The sequence below is a fragment of the Arthrobacter sp. MYb224 genome, assembly GCF_002975455.1.
Classification (GTDB): domain Bacteria; phylum Actinomycetota; class Actinomycetes; order Actinomycetales; family Micrococcaceae; genus Glutamicibacter.
In genome coordinates, this window is the sequence record NZ_PCPU01000001.1 from 465,290 (window position 1) to 484,805 (window position 19,516).

Below are 19,516 nucleotides of genomic sequence, written 5' to 3' on the forward strand. Positions count from 1 at the left end.
TTAGGATCCTATTGCGGTAAACACCTCATGATAGGCCGCCGCTAAGCGCAACGGGTCGTGCTCGGCACGACCGTCAGATACACCTACTCTACTAAAGAAGACACGTGCCCCGAGTTTTTGCGCTGCCAGCTCAAATCTCTCCTTGTTACGAACCCGCGATTCATCAGCGATAATCGCGTCGAATTGAACGTTCGGGGCGTAACGTCCCAAAACCTCTAGATGCGCGGCGGCATCCATTCCGGAGGTCTCGGCAGTATCGACGGATAGATTCATGGTCAACAGTTTTTTCGCCGTGGTATCTGCGATGGCTTGACGCATATCGGGCAGCAACAAGTGCGGAAGCACCGAGGTGTACCACGACCCTGGACCCAGAATGATCCAGTCGGCCAATTCGATCGCGTCCAACGCCTCGGGGCAGGCCGGAGCTCCGTCAGGTTCCAAATACACCTTGGAGACCAGTCCCCCGCCACCCGCCGCGGCCAACTGCGCCTGGCCATCTATGCGACGCTTGATCAGGGTATCGGTGACTTCGTCCGCTTCAAGAACTTCACCATGGATCGACAGCGGAACGGTGCTCATGGGCAGCACCTGGCCACGTGCGCCCAGCAACGCGCCGGCCCAGCGCAGTCCAGCTACCGGGCTATCAAGCAATTCCCAGAGCGCGAGAATCAGCAGGTTGCCCACCGCATGGCCGTTCAGCGGCTCTTCTGGATGCTCATCCGATTGGAACCGGTGCTGCATGACATCGCGCCAGGTGCGGCCCCAGTCATTATCGTCACATAAGGCGGCCAGCGCCATGCGCAGGTCCCCCGGGGGAAGCACATCGAAGGAACCGCGCAGCCTTCCGGAACTTCCACCGTCATCGGCCACGGTCACCACGGCGGTCAGTTCCGTGGTGAGCCGGCGGAGCGCCGAAAGCGAGGCAGACAGGCCATGCCCACCACCCAACGCAACCACCGAGGGGTTGCGCATATCATCGGGCCGGGTAAGACCCTGAATCGGGATTGGTCCCGTTGCGAATGCCATCGAAGACTACTCCCGGCCTAAATCACGGTGCGTGATATTCACTCGCACATTGGGCAGCTGCGCCAGTCGGCGCCCCAATTCAATGGTCGTTGCCACGGAGCGGTGCTTGCCGCCGGTGCAGCCAACGGCAATCGTCGCGTAGTGCTTATTCTCTCGCCGATACCCCTCGAACACTGGCTCCAGTGCCTTAAGGTAGTTTTCGATAAATTCATTGGTCCCCGGCTGACGCAGGACGTAGTCCGAGACTTCCTTGTCCTTGCCGGTTTGCGGACGCAATTCCGGAACCCAGTGCGGGTTCGGAATGAAGCGCACGTCGGCCACGTAGTTGGCGTCGGTGGGCAGGCCGTATTTGAACCCGAAGCTCATAACGTTGATCCGCAAAATGATCGGACCCGATTCGGCAAATAGCTCATTCGCCGAACGCGCCAGGTCATGCACCGACATGGATGAGGAGTCCAGAATGAGTTCAGCGGCTTCACGCAACGGTCCAGTCACGTCCCGCTCTCGCTTGATGCCGTCGACGATCCGCCCGTCGCCCTGCAACGGGTGCGGACGGCGACCCTGTTCGAAGCGCCGGACCAGGACCTCATCGCTGGCGTCCAAGTAGACCAGGCGGTACTTCACCCCGCCGCTGGTGAGCAGCGCCAGAGATTCACGAATCTCTGGAAAGAGATCTTTGGAGCGCACATCCATGACCACTGCCAATCGTGGAATGGTTCCTTGGGAACGGCTCATCAGCTCGGTGAGCATACCCAGCATGGATGGCGGCAGGTTCTCCACCACATACCAGCCAAGGTCTTCGAGTGCGTGGGCCACCGTGGTTCGACCGGCGCCTGACATGCCGGTGACGATCACGAGTTCGGATTCCGGAGGTTTTACAGCTTCATACTCGGTGGTCATACCTCAAGGCTAGTCGAGAATTTCACCGGCAGTCATGTTCACACCCGCACGTGAAGTATCTTCCAAGGATTCTTTGATGGAAGTCGCAAGCTTTTCCCCGACTCCAGAGACCTCCATGAGCTGCTCCAAGGACGCGGCCCGGATCTTTTTCATCGATCCAAAGTGCTTACGGAGCGCTTCCTGTTTCGATTTGCCTAAGCCCGGAACGGCATCCAAATCCGAGGAAATCATCGACTTCGAACGCTTGGCGCGGTGGAAGGTAATGGCAAAGCGGTGTGCCTCATCGCGCAGGCGCTGCACCAGGTACAACGCCGCCGAAGCACGCGGCAAGATCACCGGGAATGGGTCCTCCGGCAGCCAAAGCTCTTCGAGCCGCTTCGCCAAGCCAACGACGGGAATATCATCAATCCCCAAGTCATCGAGGGCTTTTTGAGCCGCGGCCACCTGCGGCGGGCCACCGTCGACGATCACCAAGGACGGCGGGTAAGCAAATTTCTTCACTTCGCTGGTTCCGGGCTCAACCTCGCCGGTGCTGAAAGTGTCCGGGTCGATTTTTTCCTTCAGGTACCGGCTAAAGCGTCGGTGGATCACGTCGTACATGCTCGCGGTGTCATCACGCGCGGCATCACCGGTAATCGAGAATTTTCGGTATTCGCTCTTCTTGGGCAGCCCGTCCTCGAAAACCACCATCGAGGCGACAACGTTGGTCCCCTGCGTATGCGACGCGTCGTAACATTCGATGCGCAACAGGGCGGTTTCGGCACCGAGCGCTTCTTGCAGTTCCTGCATCGCGGCCGAACGGGTCGAAATATCACCGGCACGTTTGGACTTGTGCAGGCGCAGCGCCTGCTCGGCGTTCTCCACCACGGTTGAGGCCAGCGCCGCCTTGTCACCACGCTGCGCAACGCGCAGGGAAACCTTCGAGCCACGCAGTTCGGTCAGCCAGGTGGTGACATCTTCAATGTCATCGGGCAAGGTGGGCACCAGAACTTCACGCGGGATCCGGTCGGCATGATCGGCATAAACCTGGGTGAGCAGCTGCTCGACGAATTCAGCGTCCGTCAGGTCGGCGACCTTTTCGACCACCCATCCGCGTTGCGAGCGGATACGGCCGTCGCGCACGTGGAAGACCTGCACCGCGGCTTCAAGCTCATCGGCATGAATGCCGAAGATATCCGCTTCGGTGCTCTCGGCAAGCACCACCGCATTGCGCTCGAAAACCCTGTTCAGGGCGGCGATGTCGTCACGGTAGCGGGCTGCTTGTTCGTATTCAAGATTGGCGACGGCAGCCTGCATCTGCGCGGTCAGCTCGCGGGTGAACTTCCCTGCTTCGCCACCCATGAAGGTACACAGGTCATCGGCCAGGGCTCGGTGGTCTTCTGGAGAGATCCGACCGACGCAAGGCGCGGAGCATTTATCGATATACCCCAGCAAGCACGGGCGGCCCGAGGCTTCGGCACGCTTGAAGACCCCTGGCGCACAGGTGCGTACCGGGAAGACGCGCAAAAGCGTATCGAGAGTTTCGCGGATCGCCTTGGCCGGATAAAACGGGCCGAAATACTTCACGCCCTTGCGCTTGTCCCCGCGCATGACCAGGGCGCGCGGGAATTGTTCGTCCATCGTGATGGCCAGGTACGGATAGGTCTTATCGTCGCGGAAGACAATATTGAATCTCGGGGTGTATTCCTTGATCCAGGTGTACTCGAGCTGAAGCGCCTCCAGCTCGGATCCGACGGTTGTCCATTCGACGCTGGCCGCGGAGAACACCATCGTGCGGGTTTTAGCGGTCAGGCGTTCCGGGTTGATGAAATATGAGGCCAAACGATTGCGCAGGACACGGGCCTTGCCCACATAGATGACCCGGCCGTGCTCGTCGCGGAAGCGGTAGACACCCGGTTTAGTGGGGATATCCGATGATTTCGGACGGTAGCTGGCTGGATCTGCCATGGCTACTTCGCGTCCGGTGGCAACTGGTTGTACGAGTCCACACGTTCCTGACCGCTCAGCTCGGCGATCGCGTCAACGATCCGGTCCGTCGCGCGGCGGCGTTCGGGCAGCGGATGCTTGCGGCCCAGCTGGTCAAAGTACAGCGGCTCCCCGTAGTGAATGGAGAACTTCGTCGGGCGAATGCCCTTGGTGTCGGCCGGCTGCAGCTTCTCGGTGCCGATCAGTCCCACCGGGATCACCGGGACACCCGTGGTCAGGGCCAGCCAGCCCACTCCGGTCCGGCCACGGTAGAGCTTGCCGTCGCGTGACCGGGTGCCCTCCGGGTAGATTCCGATGCCGCTTCCGTTTTCGATGATCTCCACCAGCGAGTCCAGGGCCGCCACGGAGGCCGCCTGCTCACCGCGCTGCACCGGGATGGACCCTACGGATTCGAAAAAGGTCTTCATGGCTTTGCCTTTGAGGCCGGGGGTGGTGAAGTATTCGGCCTTGGCGAAGAACGCGACATCGCGTGGGGTCAACGCCTGCACGATAATCGAGTCGAGGAACGACAAGTGGTTGGAGGCGACGATGAAGCCGCCTTCCTTGGGAACGTTGTGGACCCCGGTAATCTCCGGACGGCACAGGGTGTGCAGCATGCCGCGGATCGAGGAGCGGGTCATGGTGTAGAGGCTCATTAGTTCAGGCCCTCCTGCATCGGCTGTCCGTTGAGCGCCGCAGCACGTTCTTCACCCAGCAATAGGACGGCGAGCTCAGGCACGCTATCGGCCAGGTGGTCTGCCGCGTCCAACTCGTTGGGAAGCGCAAAACCCCAGCTGACACCAATCGATGCCACCGAGTTTTCACGCGCCGCATCCAGGTCGTAGTAGCGATCGCCGACGACCACGGTGCGTGCCGGATCCAGCTCGCCCGCCTGGAGCGCGGCCCGGACGATATGCGTCTTGCTCGAACCCAAGGATCCGTGCTCCGAGGCGTTGCCGAAGATGGCGTCCAGCGCGGAATCCAGCCCCTGCTTGGCGATCAGGTCCCGTGCAATGGGCTCCGGCTTGGCCGTCGTCACTGCCACGTAGATTCCGGCCGCGCGGAGCGCAGCCAACAGTTCGCGCAGTCCCGGGTAAACCCGCGAGGCGGCCATGCCCACCGCCGCGTACCTGGCACGGTATGCGGCGATGATCTGATCGATATTCTCGTCGGTGACACCGTCCAGGGTGCGCAGACCGATTTGCAGCGGTGGACCCACCAACGCCTCGACGGCTTCCTCTCCGGGATCGGTGACATCATGCGCCACGAGGGCATGACGAATTCCGGAAGTAATGGAACCTGCGGGGTCCACGAGAGTCCCGTCCAGATCAAAGAGCACGCTTGTTACCGACATATTCACTTAGACATCATCCCATGAAGCGGACTCACGTTAGGAATCCATAACTGAAAACGCATATTCAGCGGGTCCGCCTCGCTCGGGATTTGAGGTTCTAGAGAATTTCGGCCAGGTACTTTCCGGTGTGCGATTCGTCGACCTTCGCCACGGATTCCGGGCTTCCGGTGGCCAAAATCGTTCCGCCGCCCGAGCCGCCTTCCGGCCCCAGATCGATCACCCAGTCGGCCGACTTGATGACGTCCAAGTTGTGCTCGATGGTCAACACGGTGTTTCCCTTGTCCACCAGTCCTTGCAGAACCAGCAGCAGCTTGCGGATGTCTTCGAAGTGCAGACCGGTGGTCGGTTCGTCGAGCACGTAGATGGAGCGGCCGTTTGAACGCTTCTGCAATTCCGCGGCGAGCTTCACACGCTGCGCCTCGCCGCCGGAAAGCGTGGTGGCCGGCTGCCCCAGTCGCACATAGCCCAGTCCCACATCGACCAGGGTCTTCAGGTGGCGGGCGATCGGGGTGAACGCGGCGAAGAACTCGGCGCCCTCGGAGATCGGCATATTCAGCACGTCCGAGATGTTCTTGCCCTTGTAGAGCACCTGCAGGGTTTCGCGGTTGTAGCGCTGGCCCTGGCAGACCTCGCACGGCACGTAGACATCCGGCAGGAAGTTCATTTCGATCTTCAGCGTGCCGTCACCCGAGCAGGACTCGCAGCGCCCGCCCTTGACGTTGAAGGAGAATCGGCCCGGCTGGTAGCCGCGCAGCTTCGCCTCATTGGTCTCTGCAAAGAGCTTGCGGATGTTGTCGAAGACCCCGGTGTAGGTGGCAGGGTTCGACCGCGGGGTGCGCCCGATGGGCGACTGGTCCACGTGCACGACCTTGTCCAGGTGCTCCAGGCCCAGCACCCGGGTGTGGCGTCCGGGAACCTGCTTGGCGCCGTTGAGCTTATTGGCCAGCACCTTGTACAGGATGTCGTTGACCAGCGTCGACTTGCCCGAACCCGAGACACCGGTAATCGCGGTCAGCACGCCCAGCGGGAACTCCACGGTGACGTCCCGCAGGTTGTTTTCCTTCGCGCCCACCAGCTTGAGCATGCGCTTCTTGTCGGCCTTGCGGCGCTTTTTCGGCAGCTCGATCTGCTTGCGTCCGGAGAGGTAGTCGCCGGTCAGCGAGCGGGTGTTCTCCTTCAGCCCCTCCAGCGAGCCGGAATGGACTACCTCGCCGCCGTGCTCCCCGGCACCCGGACCGATATCCACGATCCAATCCGCCTCGGCGATGGTGTCCTCATCGTGTTCGACGACGATCAGCGTATTGCCCAGCGAACGCAGATGCAGCAGGGTTTCGATCAGCCGGCGGTTGTCGCGCTGATGCAGGCCGATGGAGGGCTCGTCCAGCACGTAGAGCACGCCGACCAGGCCGGAACCGATCTGCGTGGCCAGGCGGATGCGCTGCGCCTCGCCACCGGACAGGGTGCCCGCGGCGCGTTCCAGGGTCAGGTATTCCAGGCCCACGTCCAGCAGGAACTTCATGCGCGCGCCAATTTCCTTCAGCACCTGGGTGGCGATCTGCGCCTCGCGGTCGCTCAGCTCCAAGGTGGTGAGGAATTCGGCCGCCGCGCGCAAATCCATGGCCGCCACCGCCGCGATCGACTTGCCGCCGATCAGCACCGACAGCGAGGCCGGGTTCAGCCGGGCGCCGCCGCAGGTAGGGCACGGAATCTGGCGCATGTACTGCTCGTAGCGATCGCGCGCGTGATCCGATTCGGTTTCCTCATGCTTGCGGTGCACGTAGGAGATGACGCCTTCGAACCCGGTGGAGTACTTGCGCTCCCGGCCGAAACGGTTCTTGTACTGCACCACGACCTTGTGGTCCTTGCCGTTCAGGATCGCCTGGCGCGCCGGTGCCGGCAGGTCCTTCCAGGCGGTGTCCATGCTGAAGCCCAGCTCCTTGCCGAGCCCCTCGATCAACCGGTTCCAGTATTCGGTGGTCGCCTTGCCCAAGGACCACGGCGCGATGGCCCCGTCGGCCAGTTTGACCTCGGCATCCGGGACGATCAGGTGCTCATCGACTTCGAGCTTGGTGCCGATGCCGCTGCAGGCCGAACAGGCGCCGAAGGGGTTATTGAAGGAGAAGGTTCGGGGTTCGATCTCATCGATGGCCAGCGGGTGCTCGTTCGGGCAGGCGAGGTTCTCGGAGAACGCGCGGACGCGCTTCGGGTCGTCCTCTTCCAGATCCACGAAGTCCACCAGCACGCGGCCCTCGGCCAGGTTCAGTGCGGTTTCCACCGAGTCGGTCAGCCGCTGGTGCACCGTGTCGTTAATGGCGAGGCGGTCAACGACCACCTCGATGGTGTGCTTGACCTGCTTGGCCAGCTTGGGCGGCTCGGTCAGCTGAATGGTCTTGCCGTCGACCCGGGCACGGGAGAATCCCTTGGAGGATAGCTCGGCGAACAGGTCCACGAACTCGCCCTTACGGGCGCGCACCACCGGGGCAAGCACCTGGAAGCGGGTCTTCTCCGGCATCTCCAGCAGCTGGTCGACGATCTGCTGCGGCGACTGCTTCGAAATGGGTTCCCCGCATTCGGGGCAGTGCGGGCGTCCTACGCGGGCCCAGAGCAGGCGCATGTAGTCATACACCTCGGTGATGGTGCCCACGGTGGACCGCGGGTTGCGGCTCGTGGACTTCTGGTCGATCGACACGGCCGGGGAAAGCCCTTCGATGAAGTCCACATCCGGCTTGTCGACCTGGCCCAGGAACATGCGCGCATAGGCGGACAGGGATTCGACATAGCGGCGCTGCCCCTCGGCGAAAATCGTGTCGAAGGCCAGCGATGACTTGCCCGATCCGGACAAGCCGGTAAAGACGATCATCGCGTCGCGCGGAAGATCCACGTCTACGTTCTTCAGGTTGTGCTCGCGCGCACCCTTGACGATCAGACGGGACAAATCCAGTTTTTTGCTTTCTGCAGTAATAGCCACGAAGTAATACTAATCGAAAACTACTTCGAATAAACGTGGTGCTTGGCACAAATGCGCGTTACTTTCGCGCAGGGCGATATCCCGGGCATTTCCAGCCCTGAAGATTTGCTGGTCGGCGGCCGTTTCGAGGCTCGGACGGAGCGAACAGGAAGAGCACGATGATTAGCCGACAAGTAGGCGACAGCGCCGGCAGGGCGCATTTTCTTCGCATGTTCCCCACAAAAGTTTCCCGACGAGCCATGTGGCCGGTGCCTCCCGGCGTGGTACTCCAGCCCGGCCCCGGAACCCTTGGCCTTCAACTAAATACTGCCACCGGCGTCCGCTAGGATGACTTGCCAGTTCGATCCGAGAATGGGAGGCTGAGCTCCCGCGCCGGCATTGAGGAAATGAATTCAACATGAGCAAAACCATTATCATCACCGGCGGCAGCGACGGCATCGGCGCGGCCGCCGCGCGCACGCTGGTTGGCCGTGGCCATCGCGTCGTCATCGTGGGGCGCTCGGAGGGCAAAACCAAAAGCATCGCCGCAGAGCTGTCCGTTCCTTACTATGTCGCTGACTTCGCTGAGCTGACCCAAGTTAGAAAGCTGGCAGATGATCTGCTGGAGGCGTACCCCGTAATCAACGTGCTCGCGAATAATGCAGGCGGCATCATGGGTGAGCGAACCCAGACCGTTGATGGGCATGAAATTACTTTCCAGGTCAACCACCTTGCTCCGTTCCTGCTCACCAGCTTGCTCATGCCAGCGCTGCTTGCCGGCAAGGCAACGATTATCCAGACAGCCAGCAAGGCCGCCCGGATCTTCGGGCGGCTGGATATCGAAGACCTGCAGAATACCGAGGGCTACGCCCCGCAGAAAGCCTATGGCAACGCGAAACTCGCTAATATCCTCTTCACTCAGGAATTGCAGCACCGGTTCGGACCACGAGGCATCACCGCCGTTGCTTTCCATCCGGGTATCGTCGCCAGCAGCTTCGCCAGCGAAACCACACATTTCATGCGGCGCATTTACCACGGCCCGCTCAAACGTCTTTTTACCGTCACTCCCGAAAAAGGGTCAGATCAGCTTGTTTGGCTCGCGGAAGGGACTCCTGGAACGTCTTTCCTGCCGGGTTCCTACTATGAATCCCGCAGGATAGCGACAAGGGTAAGTGCCGAAATGCACAATCCGAAGTTTGCAGAGCAGCTCTGGAAGAAATCGGCTTCACTGCTCCGAACCGCTAGCTGACAGAATTTCCCCGAGTTATCTGAGCGTGGCGCAGAATCTGCCGATGGTTCTGGTGCAGTGCGGTTTGGGCCCAACCGGCATGAACCGACCTTTAGGGACACTCAAATCGCGTTTCGGGTTAGCTCGCCTCGCACAGCCCGGTACCCCATGGCCCGAAGGCCACTGATTAACGCGGCAGCGAGCTGAACGCGGCGCGCAAATACTTAACCGCGGTTTCTTCATCTACCGACCAGGTCTGGGCTACGCGTGCCAGATCGGCTGCGGCGTCGCCGACTTCTTGCTGGGCACGATCCTCGGCTGCTTGCACGATGGTTCCGTGTCGCCCGCGGGTCACGACCGCGCCTTGGGCTTCCAGCTCCTTATAGACCTTCGCCACCGTGTTCACCGCAAGATCCAGGTCACCGGCGAGCGCCCGCACCGAGGGAAGCTTGGTTCCGGGGGCCAAGTCTCCACCCGCAATACTTGCCAGGATTTGCTCACGTACCTGCTGGTACGGGGCAACGGCCGATTTCGGGTCGATACGGATGAAATCCAGATTGGCCATGGGCGCTCCATTCGGTGCAATACTTCGGTTGATTCACTGAGCCTATCGCGTTCAAGCCAATCGCCGCCGTAGGGTAATAAGCATGAGTGAACTTCTACTAGCCGACGTCACGATTCGTTCGGTGAGCGTCTCCGAAATGAACAACAACATTTACTTGGTCACCGAACGGGCCAGCGGCAAACAACTACTGATCGATGCGGCCGACGAAACTCCCGCGATTCTAGAACTCGTGGCCAGCGCCGCCAAGGATGGCCCCGAACCAGAGGTCGTTGGCATCGCCACGACCCATGAGCATTGGGACCACGTGCGAGCCCTGGCCGAGGTCGTCGAACGCTTCGCCGTTCCAACGTATGCAGGCGCCGAAGATATCAACGGTATCGCCAAGGAGTCCGGCGTGAAGATCAGCCACGGGCTGACCCATGGTGATCGAGTTTCCGTTGGCAAGGTGGAACTTGAGGCCATCCACCTTCGCGGGCACACCGCGGGCTCGATCGCATATGCATTGCAGGACTCCTCGGGACAGCAGGTCATCTTCAGCGGAGACAGCCTTTTCCCCGGGGGTGTAGGCAATACCTGGGAGGACCCGGAGCGCTTCGAGTCGTTGCTCAACGACGTATCCGAACGTATCTTCGAAAAGTTCCCGGATGATACCGTCGTCCTGCCCGGTCACGGTGGCTCCACCACCGTGGGCACCGAGCGCCCGCACCTCGATGCATGGCGACAGCGCGGCTGGTAATCCATCATTTGCAGCATTGCCCATCAGGTTACGGCCCGGTGGGCAATTCTTGCAGGTAGAGCAGCATCCGCCATTCACTGCCCGGTTCGTGGTTCACAAACCCGCGGTCCTCGTAAAAGCGACGAGCCTGCGCATCGTCTTCATCCACGTTGATGTGCATTTCGCTGCCTCCGCGCTCGGCCAGCTGGCGCAGGACATGATCAAGGATAGCGCCGCCGATGCCTTGGCCGCGCAGTGGAGGACGCACATACAGCTCATCAAGCACCGCGAGCGGTCCGTCGGAATAGATGGTTGGCCGCAGGGTCACGATGGCGTGGCCCGACGGCTCAGATGCAGGACCGGCGAGCACCGCATAACAGTGTGGGCCAGCGAGCATGCCCCGCAACCGCCTGGCTAGTATCTGCTCCGTGGGGCAGGGAGAACCGAACTCCGCATTGAAGTCAGCCTGCAGCTTCGCCAGCTGCGCGCAATGTTCCGCCGTGGCTACGTAGGTGCGCCGTTTTTCCATGCGGCCATTGTCCTCCATGTCCAGCGCCGGCACCAGTGATTCAGCCCTGCTTGCGTGCCACCATAAAGATGCGCCGGAAGGGAAAGTTCGTCAGCTTGGCACCGTCCGGTGCCGTGAATGACGGGTAATGCTCGGCGACGGCAGCGGAGTAGTCCGCTTCGAAATCCAGGTATTCGTCCTCGGGCAGTGTTGCCTTGATGGGCAGCAACGCGGTGCCTCGCACCCAGTCAAGGATCGGGCTCTCCCCCACCATCACCTGGTGGTAGGTCGTCTCCCACACATTTGCCTGGAACCCTGCCTCTAGCAATAGCCGCTGGTACTCTTGTGGTTCGCCCACCACGTCTTCGTGCCGCAGCACGCCGCCGAGCCTGCCTGCCCACTTCTGAGAGTCGGCCACCTGGCGCATCACCGCATGGGAGGCAGCGCCGAAGTTTCCCGGCATCTGGATTGCGACGTAGGCACCGGCCTTCAAATCACCCAACCAGCTTTTGAGCAGTTCGCGGTGTTCGGGGAGCCACTGCAGCATGGCGTTGGAAAAGAGCAGGTCGATCTCGGGTCGCGGGTGCCAATGGCGTGCGTCGAGCAGCTCGAAGCCCAGATTCGGCTGCTGCACCGCGCCGTTGGCTTGGGCGATCATCTCCGGGGAAGAATCCAATCCGGTCACCTGCGCCTGCGGCCACCGCTCGGCCAGCAAGCTCGTCTTGTCTCCCGGCCCGCAGCCCAGATCGACAATCTGCTTGGGGATGATTCCGCCTAGCTGGCCCAGCAGGTCTTCGTAGGGTCGTCCGCGGTAATCCGCGAATTCGGCGTATTTGTTCGGGTTCCACTTCATATTTCCGAGCCTAGTACCACGGCTCAGCGTTCAGCTAGCCTCCGGTCGCAGTTCTCAACGGATAGGCTTAGAACATCATGTTGCTCACCGATTACCTGCCTGCAGATGCGAAGAACGTTTCCGACGACGAGATTTACGAGTCCTTTGGCCGCTGGGTAACCACCCGCGGCATCGACCTATACCCTGCCCAGGACGAGGCTTCGATGGCCTTGGCCGCCGGAAGCAACGTCATTTTGGCGACGCCCACCGGCTCGGGCAAGTCGCTGGTCGCCATTGCCGCGCACTTCTACGCGATGTCCCGCGACCAGATCAGCTTCTATACCGCCCCGATCAAGGCCCTGGTGTCGGAGAAGTTCTTCGACCTGTGCAAGATCTTCGGCGCCGAAAACGTCGGCATGGTCACCGGCGATTCCTCGGTGAATGCCGACGCGCCGATCATCTGCTGCACCGCCGAGATCCTGGCCAACATCGCCCTGCGCGAAGGCTCGCGCGCAGATGCGGGTGTGGTCATCATGGACGAGTTCCACTTCTACGCAGATCCGCAGCGCGGCTGGGCCTGGCAATTGCCGCTCATCGAGCTGCCGCAGTCGCAGTTCCTGCTGATGAGCGCCACCCTGGGCGACGTCAGCCGTTTCGAGAAGGAGCTTGAAGACCGCACCGGCAAAACCACCGTGACGGTGGCGCACTCCGAGCGTCCCATCCCGCTGCACTTCTACTACTCGATGGAACCGGTCCAGGAAGCCGTCGAGGAACTGATCAAAACCCAGCAGGTCCCGATCTACATCGTGCACTTCTCCCAGCTGGACGCCATCGATCGCGCCACCGGCTTGATGAGCGTCAACGTGTGCACCCGCGAGGAAAAGGACCGCATCGCCGAGCTGGTGGCCGGATTCCGCTTCGCCGCAGGGTTCGGCAAGACGCTGAACCGGCTGGTGCGCCACGGCATCGGCGTGCACCACGCCGGCATGCTGCCCAAGTACCGCCGGCTGGTCGAACAGCTCGCACAGGCCGGACTGCTCAAGGTCATCTGCGGCACCGACACCCTGGGCGTGGGCATCAACGTGCCGATCCGCACGGTGCTGATCACCGCGCTGTCCAAGTTCGACGGCACCCGCACCCGCACCCTCAACGCCCGCGAATTCCATCAGATTGCCGGCCGCGCCGGGCGCGCCGGCTTCGACACCGCCGGCACCGTGCTGGTCCAGGCCCCCGAGCATGCGATCGAAAACCACAAGGCCATGGAAAAGGCCCTGAAGAAGCACGGCGAGGGCTCCTCAAAGCTCAGGCAGATCCCGAAGAAGAAGCCGCCGCAGAACTTCGTCACCTGGGGCGAGAAGACCTACGACAAGATCGTGCATGCCGATCCGGAAACGCTGAAGTCCTCCTTCCAGGTCTCCCACTCGATGCTGCTGAACCTGCTCGAACGCGAGGACAATGCCTTCGAGGCGGCCATGCGCCTGCTCACCGAGAACCATGAGACCCCCGCCTCGCAGCGCAAGCTGAAGCTGCGCGCCCTGGGCATTCTGCGCGAGCTGATCGCCACCGGCGTGGTGGTGCGGCGCGCGGAACCCGATGAATACGGCAACTACTACGAGCTGACCGTGCACCTGCAGCAGAACTTCGCGCTGAACCAGCCGCTGTCGCCATTTGCCCTGGCGGCCTTGGAACTCTTCGAACCAGAATCCCCCAGCTACGCGTTGGATGTCGTCTCGGTGATCGAGGCGACCCTGGAGAAGCCGCGCCAGGTACTTTCGGGCCAGGAGAAGAAGGCCCGCGGCGAGGCAATTGCCGCGATGAAGGCCGACGGCCTGGACTACGACGCGCGCATGGCGGCCCTGGATGAGGTCACCTACCCGCAGCCGCTGGCGGAGAAGCTCGAGGCGGCCTTCGAACAGTACCGTTCCGGTGCCCCCTGGTTGGCGGACTTCGAGCTTCAGCCCAAGTCCGTCGTGCGCGACATGTACGAACGCGCCATGGGTTTCTCGGACTTCGTCCAGTACTACCAGCTGGCTCGCTCCGAAGGTGTGCTGCTGCGCTACCTCACCGACGCGTACAAGGCCCTGCGCCAGACCGTCCCGCAGGATTCGCTGCGCGAAGACCTCGAAGACCTCATCGAATGGCTGGGCGAATTAATCCGCCAGATTGACTCTTCGCTGCTCGACGAATGGGAGGAGCTCTCGCGCGGCGAGCTGCACGAAGAAACCGAGATCACTCCCCCTGCCCCGGAGAGGCTCACCACGAATATGCGTGCCTTCCGCGTGATGGTTCGCAACGAGATGTTCCGCCGGGTCAAGCTCTTCGCCGATGAACAAGATCAGGCCTTGGGCGAACTCGATGGGCATAGCGGTTTTGCTGCCGATGCCTGGGCCGAGGCCATGGATGACTACTTCGAGGAACACGAGGACATCGATGACGGCCCGAACGGCCGCGGCTCGAACCTATTTGTGGTCACCGAGAAGCCGAACCGGATCTGGGAGGTCCGCCAGATCTTCGCCGATCCGGAAGAGCACCATGACTGGGGAATCAACGCCACCATATCCTTGGACGACTCCGATGAACTCGGCGCCCCGGTAGTTACGGTCACCGCGGTCGGACGAATGGACTAGTTCTCTTCGGCAGTCGATTGCCTTGCCTTTAGCTCACCTAGTGGCGGTTGTCATACACCTGGTTCAGGTGCATGAGAACCGCCACTTTTGTGGCAGCAAGGTTTTTCCATATCTCCTAGTCCGGCCGGCTATCAGATAGCTCTAGCGGGTACTTGCCCACGGTCAAACGCAGCCGAAAAAAATTCGGCGGAAATTAACCCGTCACGGCTAACCTTTTGCGTGGATTCGACGGTATTGTTTGTCCCATGAATCCAATCAGGCTGCGCAAGATCGGCAGTTTCGTCATGTTCCTCGCATGGCTGAGTCTCATTAGCAATCACGCGGTGCTGTTCACCGCCGAAGGTCTGCTGGCCACGCTGCTGCAGGTGGCATTGACCGTTGCGGGTACGTGGTTGCTGTACCAGAGCTGGAAACCACGGTCCCAGGCGCAAGGGTTGCCTCAGCCCTAAACCGGCGAACCGCCCCGTCCGGGGAATAATTAATACGCGGTTCGCTACGGCGCGTGGCCTAGCGGCTGGTTCCGCGCGCGGCGGCGGCCAAATTTTCCAGGACGCCTACCTCCTCTTCACGGCTCAGACCGGTCCGTGCGCGGTCTGTTCCGTTGAGCCATTGAAGCGTGTCAAGACTAGTCCGCGCTAAGGGCCGGGTGCGCAGCCCCGCTTGCCGAGCCGGACGATGATCGCGATCAAGCATGCCGGCCACCGCCGGATCCGGGAGCCACAGCGGAAGCGAGCGTTCCCCGCTCCATGGCACCACGCCCTGCTCGTGCAGCGACGCAGCATCGGCCCAGTGCACCCTTGGCTCGACTTCCAGCGCCTCGAAGATCTGCGCGATGAATTCGCGGCGCGAAGTTGCCGGGCCCACCGCGTCAAAGGTTCCGGTGGATTTATTCTCGGCGAGCTCGATGAGCCAGGTTGCCAGATCGCGCGCGTCCAGTACCTGCACCGGGTCTTCGGCGGCAAGCGGCACCAATAGTTCCAAGCCGTCCGCTAGGCTGCGCGCCGCATGCTCCGGCCAATAACTGAACCTGCCGGTGGGATCCTCGGGCCCGACGAGCAGTCCCGGCCGGATGATCGCGGCCGGCGCGTGAAGTTCTCCAATGAGTTGCTCGCAGGCAATCTTCATCGCCCCATAGGATTCGGCCGTTGATTGCCCGCCGTCGCTTTCCAGCGGTTCGAATAGTTTGGTGTCGGCTGGTGTTCCGCCGGGGTGCGACAGATCGGCATACACGGAGATGGTGGACACGAAGACCCAATGATCGGCGCGGAGCTCTTGCGTGGCCCGGCGCACGTGCGCCGGGGTCCGCGAGACATCAATAACTGAGTCGAATTGCTCGGCGGTGAGTTCGACTGGCGCCGGCTCGTTCCGGTCCCAATAAATGAACTCGCAGCCCTGCGGAGCCACCCCGCTTTCCCCGCGGGCCGCGCAAGTGACCCGGTGCCCGGCATCCGACGCGAATTGGGCAACGTACTGCGATAGGAACATCGTTCCGCCAAGCACAAGAAGTTTCATGCTCCCAAGTACAGCAGTGGCAGAGGCCGCAACAAAGGGCTTTCACTCTGGGCACACCGCCCAGGCCCGGTTCCCTAGCGGCCGTATTCCGTGCGTGTTAGCATGTGAAAATTACCGGGCCGAGAACCGGTTCGCAGAAGGGTGTGCGCGATGGGTCGAAAGCTTGTTTACTATGTGGCGGTGAGCCTGGACGGTTATATCGCGGCGCCCGATGGCGGTTTTGCGGCGTTTCCCACCGAGGGAGACCACATGCAACCGATCCTTGGCGAATACGCCGACGCGGTACCCGCACATATTCACCAGGCCCTTAGAACCAGCGCTCCGGGTACAAAATTCGACACCGTGCTGATGGGCTGGAATACCTACAATCCCGACATCTACGGCGGCCTAGACAGCCCCTACACCCATCTTCGGCAGATTGTGGTCTCGCGTTCCGCGCGCACGGTCCCGGAGCACATTGAACTCACCGGCGACCCGGTGGGCAAGGTACGCGAATTGAAACAGGATGCCGGGCTGGATATCTACCTTTGCGGCGGCGGGCAATTGGCCGGAGCACTCAGCGAGGAAATCGACACGCTCATCCTCAAACGCCACCCGCTGGTCTTCGGCTCGGGGATCGCGTTGTTCGGTGCCGCCGGCTACGCCGCGTTGCCCTTTGTCCCGGTGCGCACTCGGACCTTTGATTCCGGAGTGAGCATCATCGAGTACGAGCGCACGCGCTAAGCCAAGATGATCGCAATGGCCACATAGGATGTCATCAGGCTGGCAAGGATCCATTCGGCCTTCGAACCGGTTTCGGCGAGGACCGGCAAGGCGACCCGCCCGTTAGCTTTCCAGCAGTCCCCGATGACCGGTATTCTGCGGAACCACCGCGGGGCACCGATCTTGATCGGCCACAGCAAGTTGCACCCGCCGATGGTGAGCATATCCCCCAGAATGTGCACGATCACCCCGGCGGTGACCGCCAGCGGGAACCAGGCCCGTTCGAGCGGAGCGTTCATGCCGACAAACGCCCCGGCGGCCAGGGCAATCACCCAGCACAGCAAGGGCGGCATGAATTTCACGCTTTTCACCGCGAAGGAAATCAGCAGGATCGCAAAGAGCGCTGCGCCGGGATACACCACCCCGAGCTGGGACACTTCCATCGACCACGAGTCGGCCAGCCAGGCCACAAAAATGAAGAACAAGATGCCCAGGATCGAGTGCGTCCCGTTGCGGTGGCCGCCGGCGACCTTCCCGATGATCCGCGCGAGGATATTGGAAATCGGCGGCAGGGAACGGGCGATCGTGGCGTTGTGATGGTCGGCGTCGGGCAGCAGGGCCGCCCCTGCGCAGAGGATCGCCCCGGCGAGGGTTTCCCACCGCTCCATGTGCAATGCGCCGAATCCCAGGTTCACGGATCCAACGGTCACCGGAGTTGTTATTGCTAGCCATGCGGCTGCGCCGCTCATGGCGTGGTGTCCACCCATCATGGATTCCACCTTAGGACTGGTCACCGACGTTATAGCCGCACGACGGCGGTAAGCTTAAGCACATGTCACGAATCAGAGAAGCGCGCCTTGCGGACTGCCCGCGAATCCTCGACTTGATCCACGAGCTGGCGGTGTATGAAAAAGAACCAGACGCCGTGAAGAACACGGTCGCGGACTTGGAAGAACACCTCTTCGGCGCGGATCCGAAGGTCTTCACCCACGTCGCCGAGGACGAGTCCGGGCTGCTTGTCGGAATCGCGATGTGGTTCCCGACCTACTCCACCTGGGAAGGGCGCCACGGCATCCACCTGGAGGATCTGTACGTGCAGGAAAGCGAGCGCGGCAAAGGCACCGGCACTGCGCTGCTCAGAACCTTGGCGCAGATCTGCGTGGCGCGCGGCTACCGCCGGTTGGAGTGGGCGGTCCTTGACTGGAATGCCCCGGCGATCGCCTTCTACGATTCGATTCATTCCTCCACCATGGACGGTTGGAGCACTCGCCGCCTGGACGGCCCCGCACTAGAGGAGTTGGCCCGATGATTCACTACCGCGGCATGGACGTCACCGAGCACCGCGTCGAAGTCCCGCTGGTGCATGGGACCGCAGGCGGCGAGAAGATCACCGTCTTCGCCCGCGAAATCAGCACCGATGCGGGCAAGCCATGGTTGCTGTTCCTGCAGGGCGGCCCGGGCGGGAAGGCCCCGCGCCCCGGCTCCCTGTCCGGCTGGCTGGCCGAAGCGACCAAGCACTTCCGGGTGCTGCTGCTCGATCAGCGCGGCACCGGCCTGTCCACCCCGGCGACCCACCAGACGCTGGGTTTGCGGGGCGACGCGGCCGCCCAAGCGCGCTACCTCACGCACTTCCGCGCCGACTCGATCGTGCGCGACGCCGAGGCGCTGCGTGAGCAGCTGGGCATCGAGAAGTGGAGCACCTTCGGGCAGAGCTACGGCGGGTTCTGCACGCTGACCTACCTGTCGATGTTCCCCGAATCCCTCGAACGCAGCCTGGTCACCGGCGGGCTCGCCTCCCTGGATGCCGATGCGCAGACCGTGTACCGGGCCACCTACCAGCGCATGGCCGAACGGAACCGCGAATACTTCTCCTGGTACCCGCAAGACTTCGAGACCCTGCACAAGATCTACGAGCACCTGCGGCACAATGACGACGAGCTGCTGCCCGACGGGCGCAAGGTCACCGTGCAGCTAGTGCAAATGCTCGGCATGTTCCTAGGCGGCAACACCCGCGTACACCTGCTGCACCACGTCTTCGAGGAGGCCTTCGCACCGACTCCGGGAGGCCCCCGGCTCTCGGATGCCTTCCTGTCGGCCCTGTACGCCCAGGCCTCCTTTGCCACCAATCCGCTCTACGCGCTGATGCACGAAACCATCTACGCCCAAGGTTCGGCGACCCATTGGGCCGCGGAACAGGTGCTGGAGGAGTATCCGGACTTCGCCGAGCAGGCGGACACCCCGCTGCTCACCGGTGAGATGGTCTACCGCTGGCATTTCACCGAAGATCCCGCGCTGCGCCCGCTCGAAGAGGTGGCGCGGATTTTAGCCGAGCACGAACATTTCGGCCCGCTCTACGACCTCGATGTGCTGGCGCGCAACACCGTCCCGGTCGCTGCCGCCGTCTACCACGATGACGTCTATGTTGACCGCGAGCTGTCGTTGCGCACCGCTTCCCAAGTCAAGGGGCTGCAACCCTGGGTAACCGAGGACTTCCACCACGACGGAATCGGCGATGACGGTCCGGCCATCTTCCGTCGGCTGCTGGCGATGACCAACGGCGAAGATCCGGAAGCCACCGCGGCCAGCGACTGAGCACTATCGCCGGTGCTCCGCGGTGGCTAGACTGGCACACAAG

18 protein-coding genes are annotated in these 19,516 nt (G+C 62.0%); 7 read left to right on the forward strand and 11 right to left on the reverse strand.

What is annotated here, in order from left to right:
* The 6 genes from yvcK to uvrA form a co-directional block, all read right to left on the reverse strand.
* Nucleotides 1-1,026, reverse strand: a complete 1,026-nt coding sequence (gene yvcK, locus CQ017_RS02260) for a uridine diphosphate-N-acetylglucosamine-binding protein YvcK (RefSeq protein WP_105552311.1) — start codon at nt 1,024-1,026, stop codon at nt 1-3.
* Between the two features lie 6 nt (nt 1,027-1,032).
* Nucleotides 1,033-1,926 (reverse strand): RNase adapter RapZ, encoded by an 894-nt coding sequence (rapZ, locus tag CQ017_RS02265; RefSeq protein ID WP_096285160.1) that lies wholly within the window; start codon nt 1,924-1,926, stop codon nt 1,033-1,035.
* A 9-nt stretch (nt 1,927-1,935) separates the two neighbouring features.
* Nucleotides 1,936-3,873 carry an excinuclease ABC subunit UvrC gene (uvrC, locus tag CQ017_RS02270; protein ID WP_105552312.1) on the reverse strand — a complete coding sequence of 646 codons (1,938 nt, stop codon included), beginning with the start codon at nt 3,871-3,873 and terminating at the stop codon, nt 1,936-1,938.
* Nucleotides 3,874-3,875: 2 nt separating this feature from the next.
* Nucleotides 3,876-4,547 carry a 1-acyl-sn-glycerol-3-phosphate acyltransferase gene (locus tag CQ017_RS02275; RefSeq protein ID WP_105552313.1) on the reverse strand — a complete coding sequence of 224 codons (672 nt, stop codon included), beginning with the start codon at nt 4,545-4,547 and terminating at the stop codon, nt 3,876-3,878.
* Nucleotides 4,547-5,245: an HAD hydrolase-like protein gene (locus CQ017_RS02280; RefSeq protein ID WP_258133478.1), complete on the reverse strand. Its 699-nt coding sequence runs from the start codon at nt 5,243-5,245 to the stop codon at nt 4,547-4,549. Before CQ017_RS02280 ends, CQ017_RS02275 begins: the two co-directional genes overlap by 1 nt.
* Nucleotides 5,246-5,342: 97 nt before the next feature.
* On the reverse strand, nt 5,343-8,213 hold the full coding sequence (uvrA, locus tag CQ017_RS02285) for an excinuclease ABC subunit UvrA (protein ID WP_105552314.1): 2,871 nt from the start codon (nt 8,211-8,213) through the stop codon (nt 5,343-5,345).
* 397 nt (nt 8,214-8,610) lie between these two features.
* Between uvrA and CQ017_RS02290 the strand changes: the two genes are divergently transcribed.
* A complete protein-coding gene (locus CQ017_RS02290; RefSeq protein WP_105552315.1) occupies nt 8,611-9,441 on the forward strand; it encodes an SDR family NAD(P)-dependent oxidoreductase in 831 nt (276 codons plus the stop codon).
* A gap of 166 nt (nt 9,442-9,607) precedes the next feature.
* On the opposite strand, the gene CQ017_RS02295 is transcribed toward CQ017_RS02290, so the two are convergent.
* The gene (locus CQ017_RS02295; RefSeq protein ID WP_105552316.1) at nt 9,608-9,985 is read right to left on the reverse strand and encodes a GntR family transcriptional regulator; all 378 of its coding nucleotides are present in this window, start codon (nt 9,983-9,985) and stop codon (nt 9,608-9,610) included.
* A gap of 82 nt (nt 9,986-10,067) precedes the next feature.
* Between CQ017_RS02295 and CQ017_RS02300 the strand changes: the two genes are divergently transcribed.
* Nucleotides 10,068-10,721: an MBL fold metallo-hydrolase gene (locus CQ017_RS02300; RefSeq protein WP_105552317.1), complete on the forward strand. Its 654-nt coding sequence runs from the start codon at nt 10,068-10,070 to the stop codon at nt 10,719-10,721.
* 28 nt (nt 10,722-10,749) lie between these two features.
* On the opposite strand, the gene CQ017_RS02305 is transcribed toward CQ017_RS02300, so the two are convergent.
* Together CQ017_RS02305 and CQ017_RS02310 are read right to left on the reverse strand one after the other, a co-directional pair.
* Entirely contained in the window at nt 10,750-11,229 is a 480-nt protein-coding gene (locus CQ017_RS02305) for a GNAT family N-acetyltransferase (RefSeq protein ID WP_105552505.1), read from the reverse strand.
* A gap of 40 nt (nt 11,230-11,269) precedes the next feature.
* Nucleotides 11,270-12,061: a methyltransferase domain-containing protein gene (locus CQ017_RS02310; RefSeq protein WP_105552318.1), complete on the reverse strand. Its 792-nt coding sequence runs from the start codon at nt 12,059-12,061 to the stop codon at nt 11,270-11,272.
* A 77-nt stretch (nt 12,062-12,138) separates the two neighbouring features.
* Here CQ017_RS02310 and CQ017_RS02315 point away from each other — a divergent pair, with 77 nt between their 5' ends.
* Together CQ017_RS02315 and CQ017_RS02320 are read left to right on the forward strand one after the other, a co-directional pair.
* On the forward strand, nt 12,139-14,667 hold the full coding sequence (locus CQ017_RS02315; protein WP_105552319.1) for an RNA helicase: 2,529 nt from the start codon (nt 12,139-12,141) through the stop codon (nt 14,665-14,667).
* Between the two features lie 245 nt (nt 14,668-14,912).
* On the forward strand, nt 14,913-15,116 hold the full coding sequence (locus tag CQ017_RS02320) for a hypothetical protein (RefSeq protein ID WP_105552320.1): 204 nt from the start codon (nt 14,913-14,915) through the stop codon (nt 15,114-15,116).
* 58 nt (nt 15,117-15,174) lie between these two features.
* On the opposite strand, the gene CQ017_RS02325 is transcribed toward CQ017_RS02320, so the two are convergent.
* Complete coding sequence (locus tag CQ017_RS02325; protein ID WP_105552321.1) at nt 15,175-16,179, reverse strand: NAD-dependent epimerase/dehydratase family protein; 1,005 nt, start codon at nt 16,177-16,179, stop codon at nt 15,175-15,177.
* A 150-nt stretch (nt 16,180-16,329) separates the two neighbouring features.
* On the opposite strand from CQ017_RS02325, the gene CQ017_RS02330 reads away from it, so the two are divergent.
* Nucleotides 16,330-16,902, forward strand: coding sequence for a dihydrofolate reductase family protein (locus CQ017_RS02330; protein WP_105552322.1), 573 nt, complete (start codon nt 16,330-16,332; stop codon nt 16,900-16,902).
* Here the strand turns inward: CQ017_RS02330 and CQ017_RS02335 are convergent.
* Nucleotides 16,899-17,651: a metal-dependent hydrolase gene (locus CQ017_RS02335; protein WP_105552323.1), complete on the reverse strand. Its 753-nt coding sequence runs from the start codon at nt 17,649-17,651 to the stop codon at nt 16,899-16,901. The two genes, CQ017_RS02330 and CQ017_RS02335, sit on opposite strands and share 4 nt — an antisense overlap.
* 62 nt (nt 17,652-17,713) lie before the next feature.
* On the opposite strand from CQ017_RS02335, the gene CQ017_RS02340 reads away from it, so the two are divergent.
* Together CQ017_RS02340 and CQ017_RS02345 are read left to right on the forward strand one after the other, a co-directional pair.
* Nucleotides 17,714-18,190 (forward strand): GNAT family N-acetyltransferase, encoded by a 477-nt coding sequence (locus tag CQ017_RS02340; protein ID WP_105552324.1) that lies wholly within the window; start codon nt 17,714-17,716, stop codon nt 18,188-18,190.
* Nucleotides 18,187-19,473, forward strand: a complete 1,287-nt coding sequence (locus CQ017_RS02345; protein WP_105552325.1) for an alpha/beta fold hydrolase — start codon at nt 18,187-18,189, stop codon at nt 19,471-19,473. Before CQ017_RS02340 ends, CQ017_RS02345 begins: the two co-directional genes overlap by 4 nt.
* Nucleotides 19,474-19,516: the final 43 nt, after the last annotated feature.

Excerpts from the sequence above, each read along its gene's own strand:
- yvcK (WP_105552311.1), bottom strand. The coding sequence starts at position 1,026 with ATGGCATTCGCAACGGGACCAATCCCGATTCAGGGTCTTACCCGGCCC.
- rapZ (WP_096285160.1), bottom strand. The coding sequence starts at position 1,926 with ATGACCACCGAGTATGAAGCTGTAAAACCTCCGGAATCCGAACTCGTG.
- uvrC (WP_105552312.1), bottom strand. The coding sequence starts at position 3,873 with ATGGCAGATCCAGCCAGCTACCGTCCGAAATCATCGGATATCCCCACT.
- CQ017_RS02275 (WP_105552313.1), bottom strand. The coding sequence starts at position 4,547 with ATGAGCCTCTACACCATGACCCGCTCCTCGATCCGCGGCATGCTGCAC.
- CQ017_RS02280 (WP_258133478.1), bottom strand. The coding sequence starts at position 5,245 with ATGTCGGTAACAAGCGTGCTCTTTGATCTGGACGGGACTCTCGTGGAC.
- CQ017_RS02290 (WP_105552315.1), top strand. The coding sequence starts at position 8,611 with ATGAGCAAAACCATTATCATCACCGGCGGCAGCGACGGCATCGGCGCG.
- CQ017_RS02295 (WP_105552316.1), bottom strand. The coding sequence starts at position 9,985 with ATGGCCAATCTGGATTTCATCCGTATCGACCCGAAATCGGCCGTTGCC.
- CQ017_RS02300 (WP_105552317.1), top strand. The coding sequence starts at position 10,068 with ATGAGTGAACTTCTACTAGCCGACGTCACGATTCGTTCGGTGAGCGTC.
- CQ017_RS02305 (WP_105552505.1), bottom strand. The coding sequence starts at position 11,229 with ATGGAAAAACGGCGCACCTACGTAGCCACGGCGGAACATTGCGCGCAG.
- CQ017_RS02310 (WP_105552318.1), bottom strand. The coding sequence starts at position 12,061 with ATGAAGTGGAACCCGAACAAATACGCCGAATTCGCGGATTACCGCGGA.
- CQ017_RS02315 (WP_105552319.1), top strand. The coding sequence starts at position 12,139 with ATGTTGCTCACCGATTACCTGCCTGCAGATGCGAAGAACGTTTCCGAC.
- CQ017_RS02320 (WP_105552320.1), top strand. The coding sequence starts at position 14,913 with ATGAATCCAATCAGGCTGCGCAAGATCGGCAGTTTCGTCATGTTCCTC.
- CQ017_RS02325 (WP_105552321.1), bottom strand. The coding sequence starts at position 16,179 with ATGAAACTTCTTGTGCTTGGCGGAACGATGTTCCTATCGCAGTACGTT.
- CQ017_RS02330 (WP_105552322.1), top strand. The coding sequence starts at position 16,330 with ATGGGTCGAAAGCTTGTTTACTATGTGGCGGTGAGCCTGGACGGTTAT.
- CQ017_RS02335 (WP_105552323.1), bottom strand. The coding sequence starts at position 17,651 with ATGATGGGTGGACACCACGCCATGAGCGGCGCAGCCGCATGGCTAGCA.
- CQ017_RS02340 (WP_105552324.1), top strand. The coding sequence starts at position 17,714 with ATGTCACGAATCAGAGAAGCGCGCCTTGCGGACTGCCCGCGAATCCTC.
- CQ017_RS02345 (WP_105552325.1), top strand. The coding sequence starts at position 18,187 with ATGATTCACTACCGCGGCATGGACGTCACCGAGCACCGCGTCGAAGTC.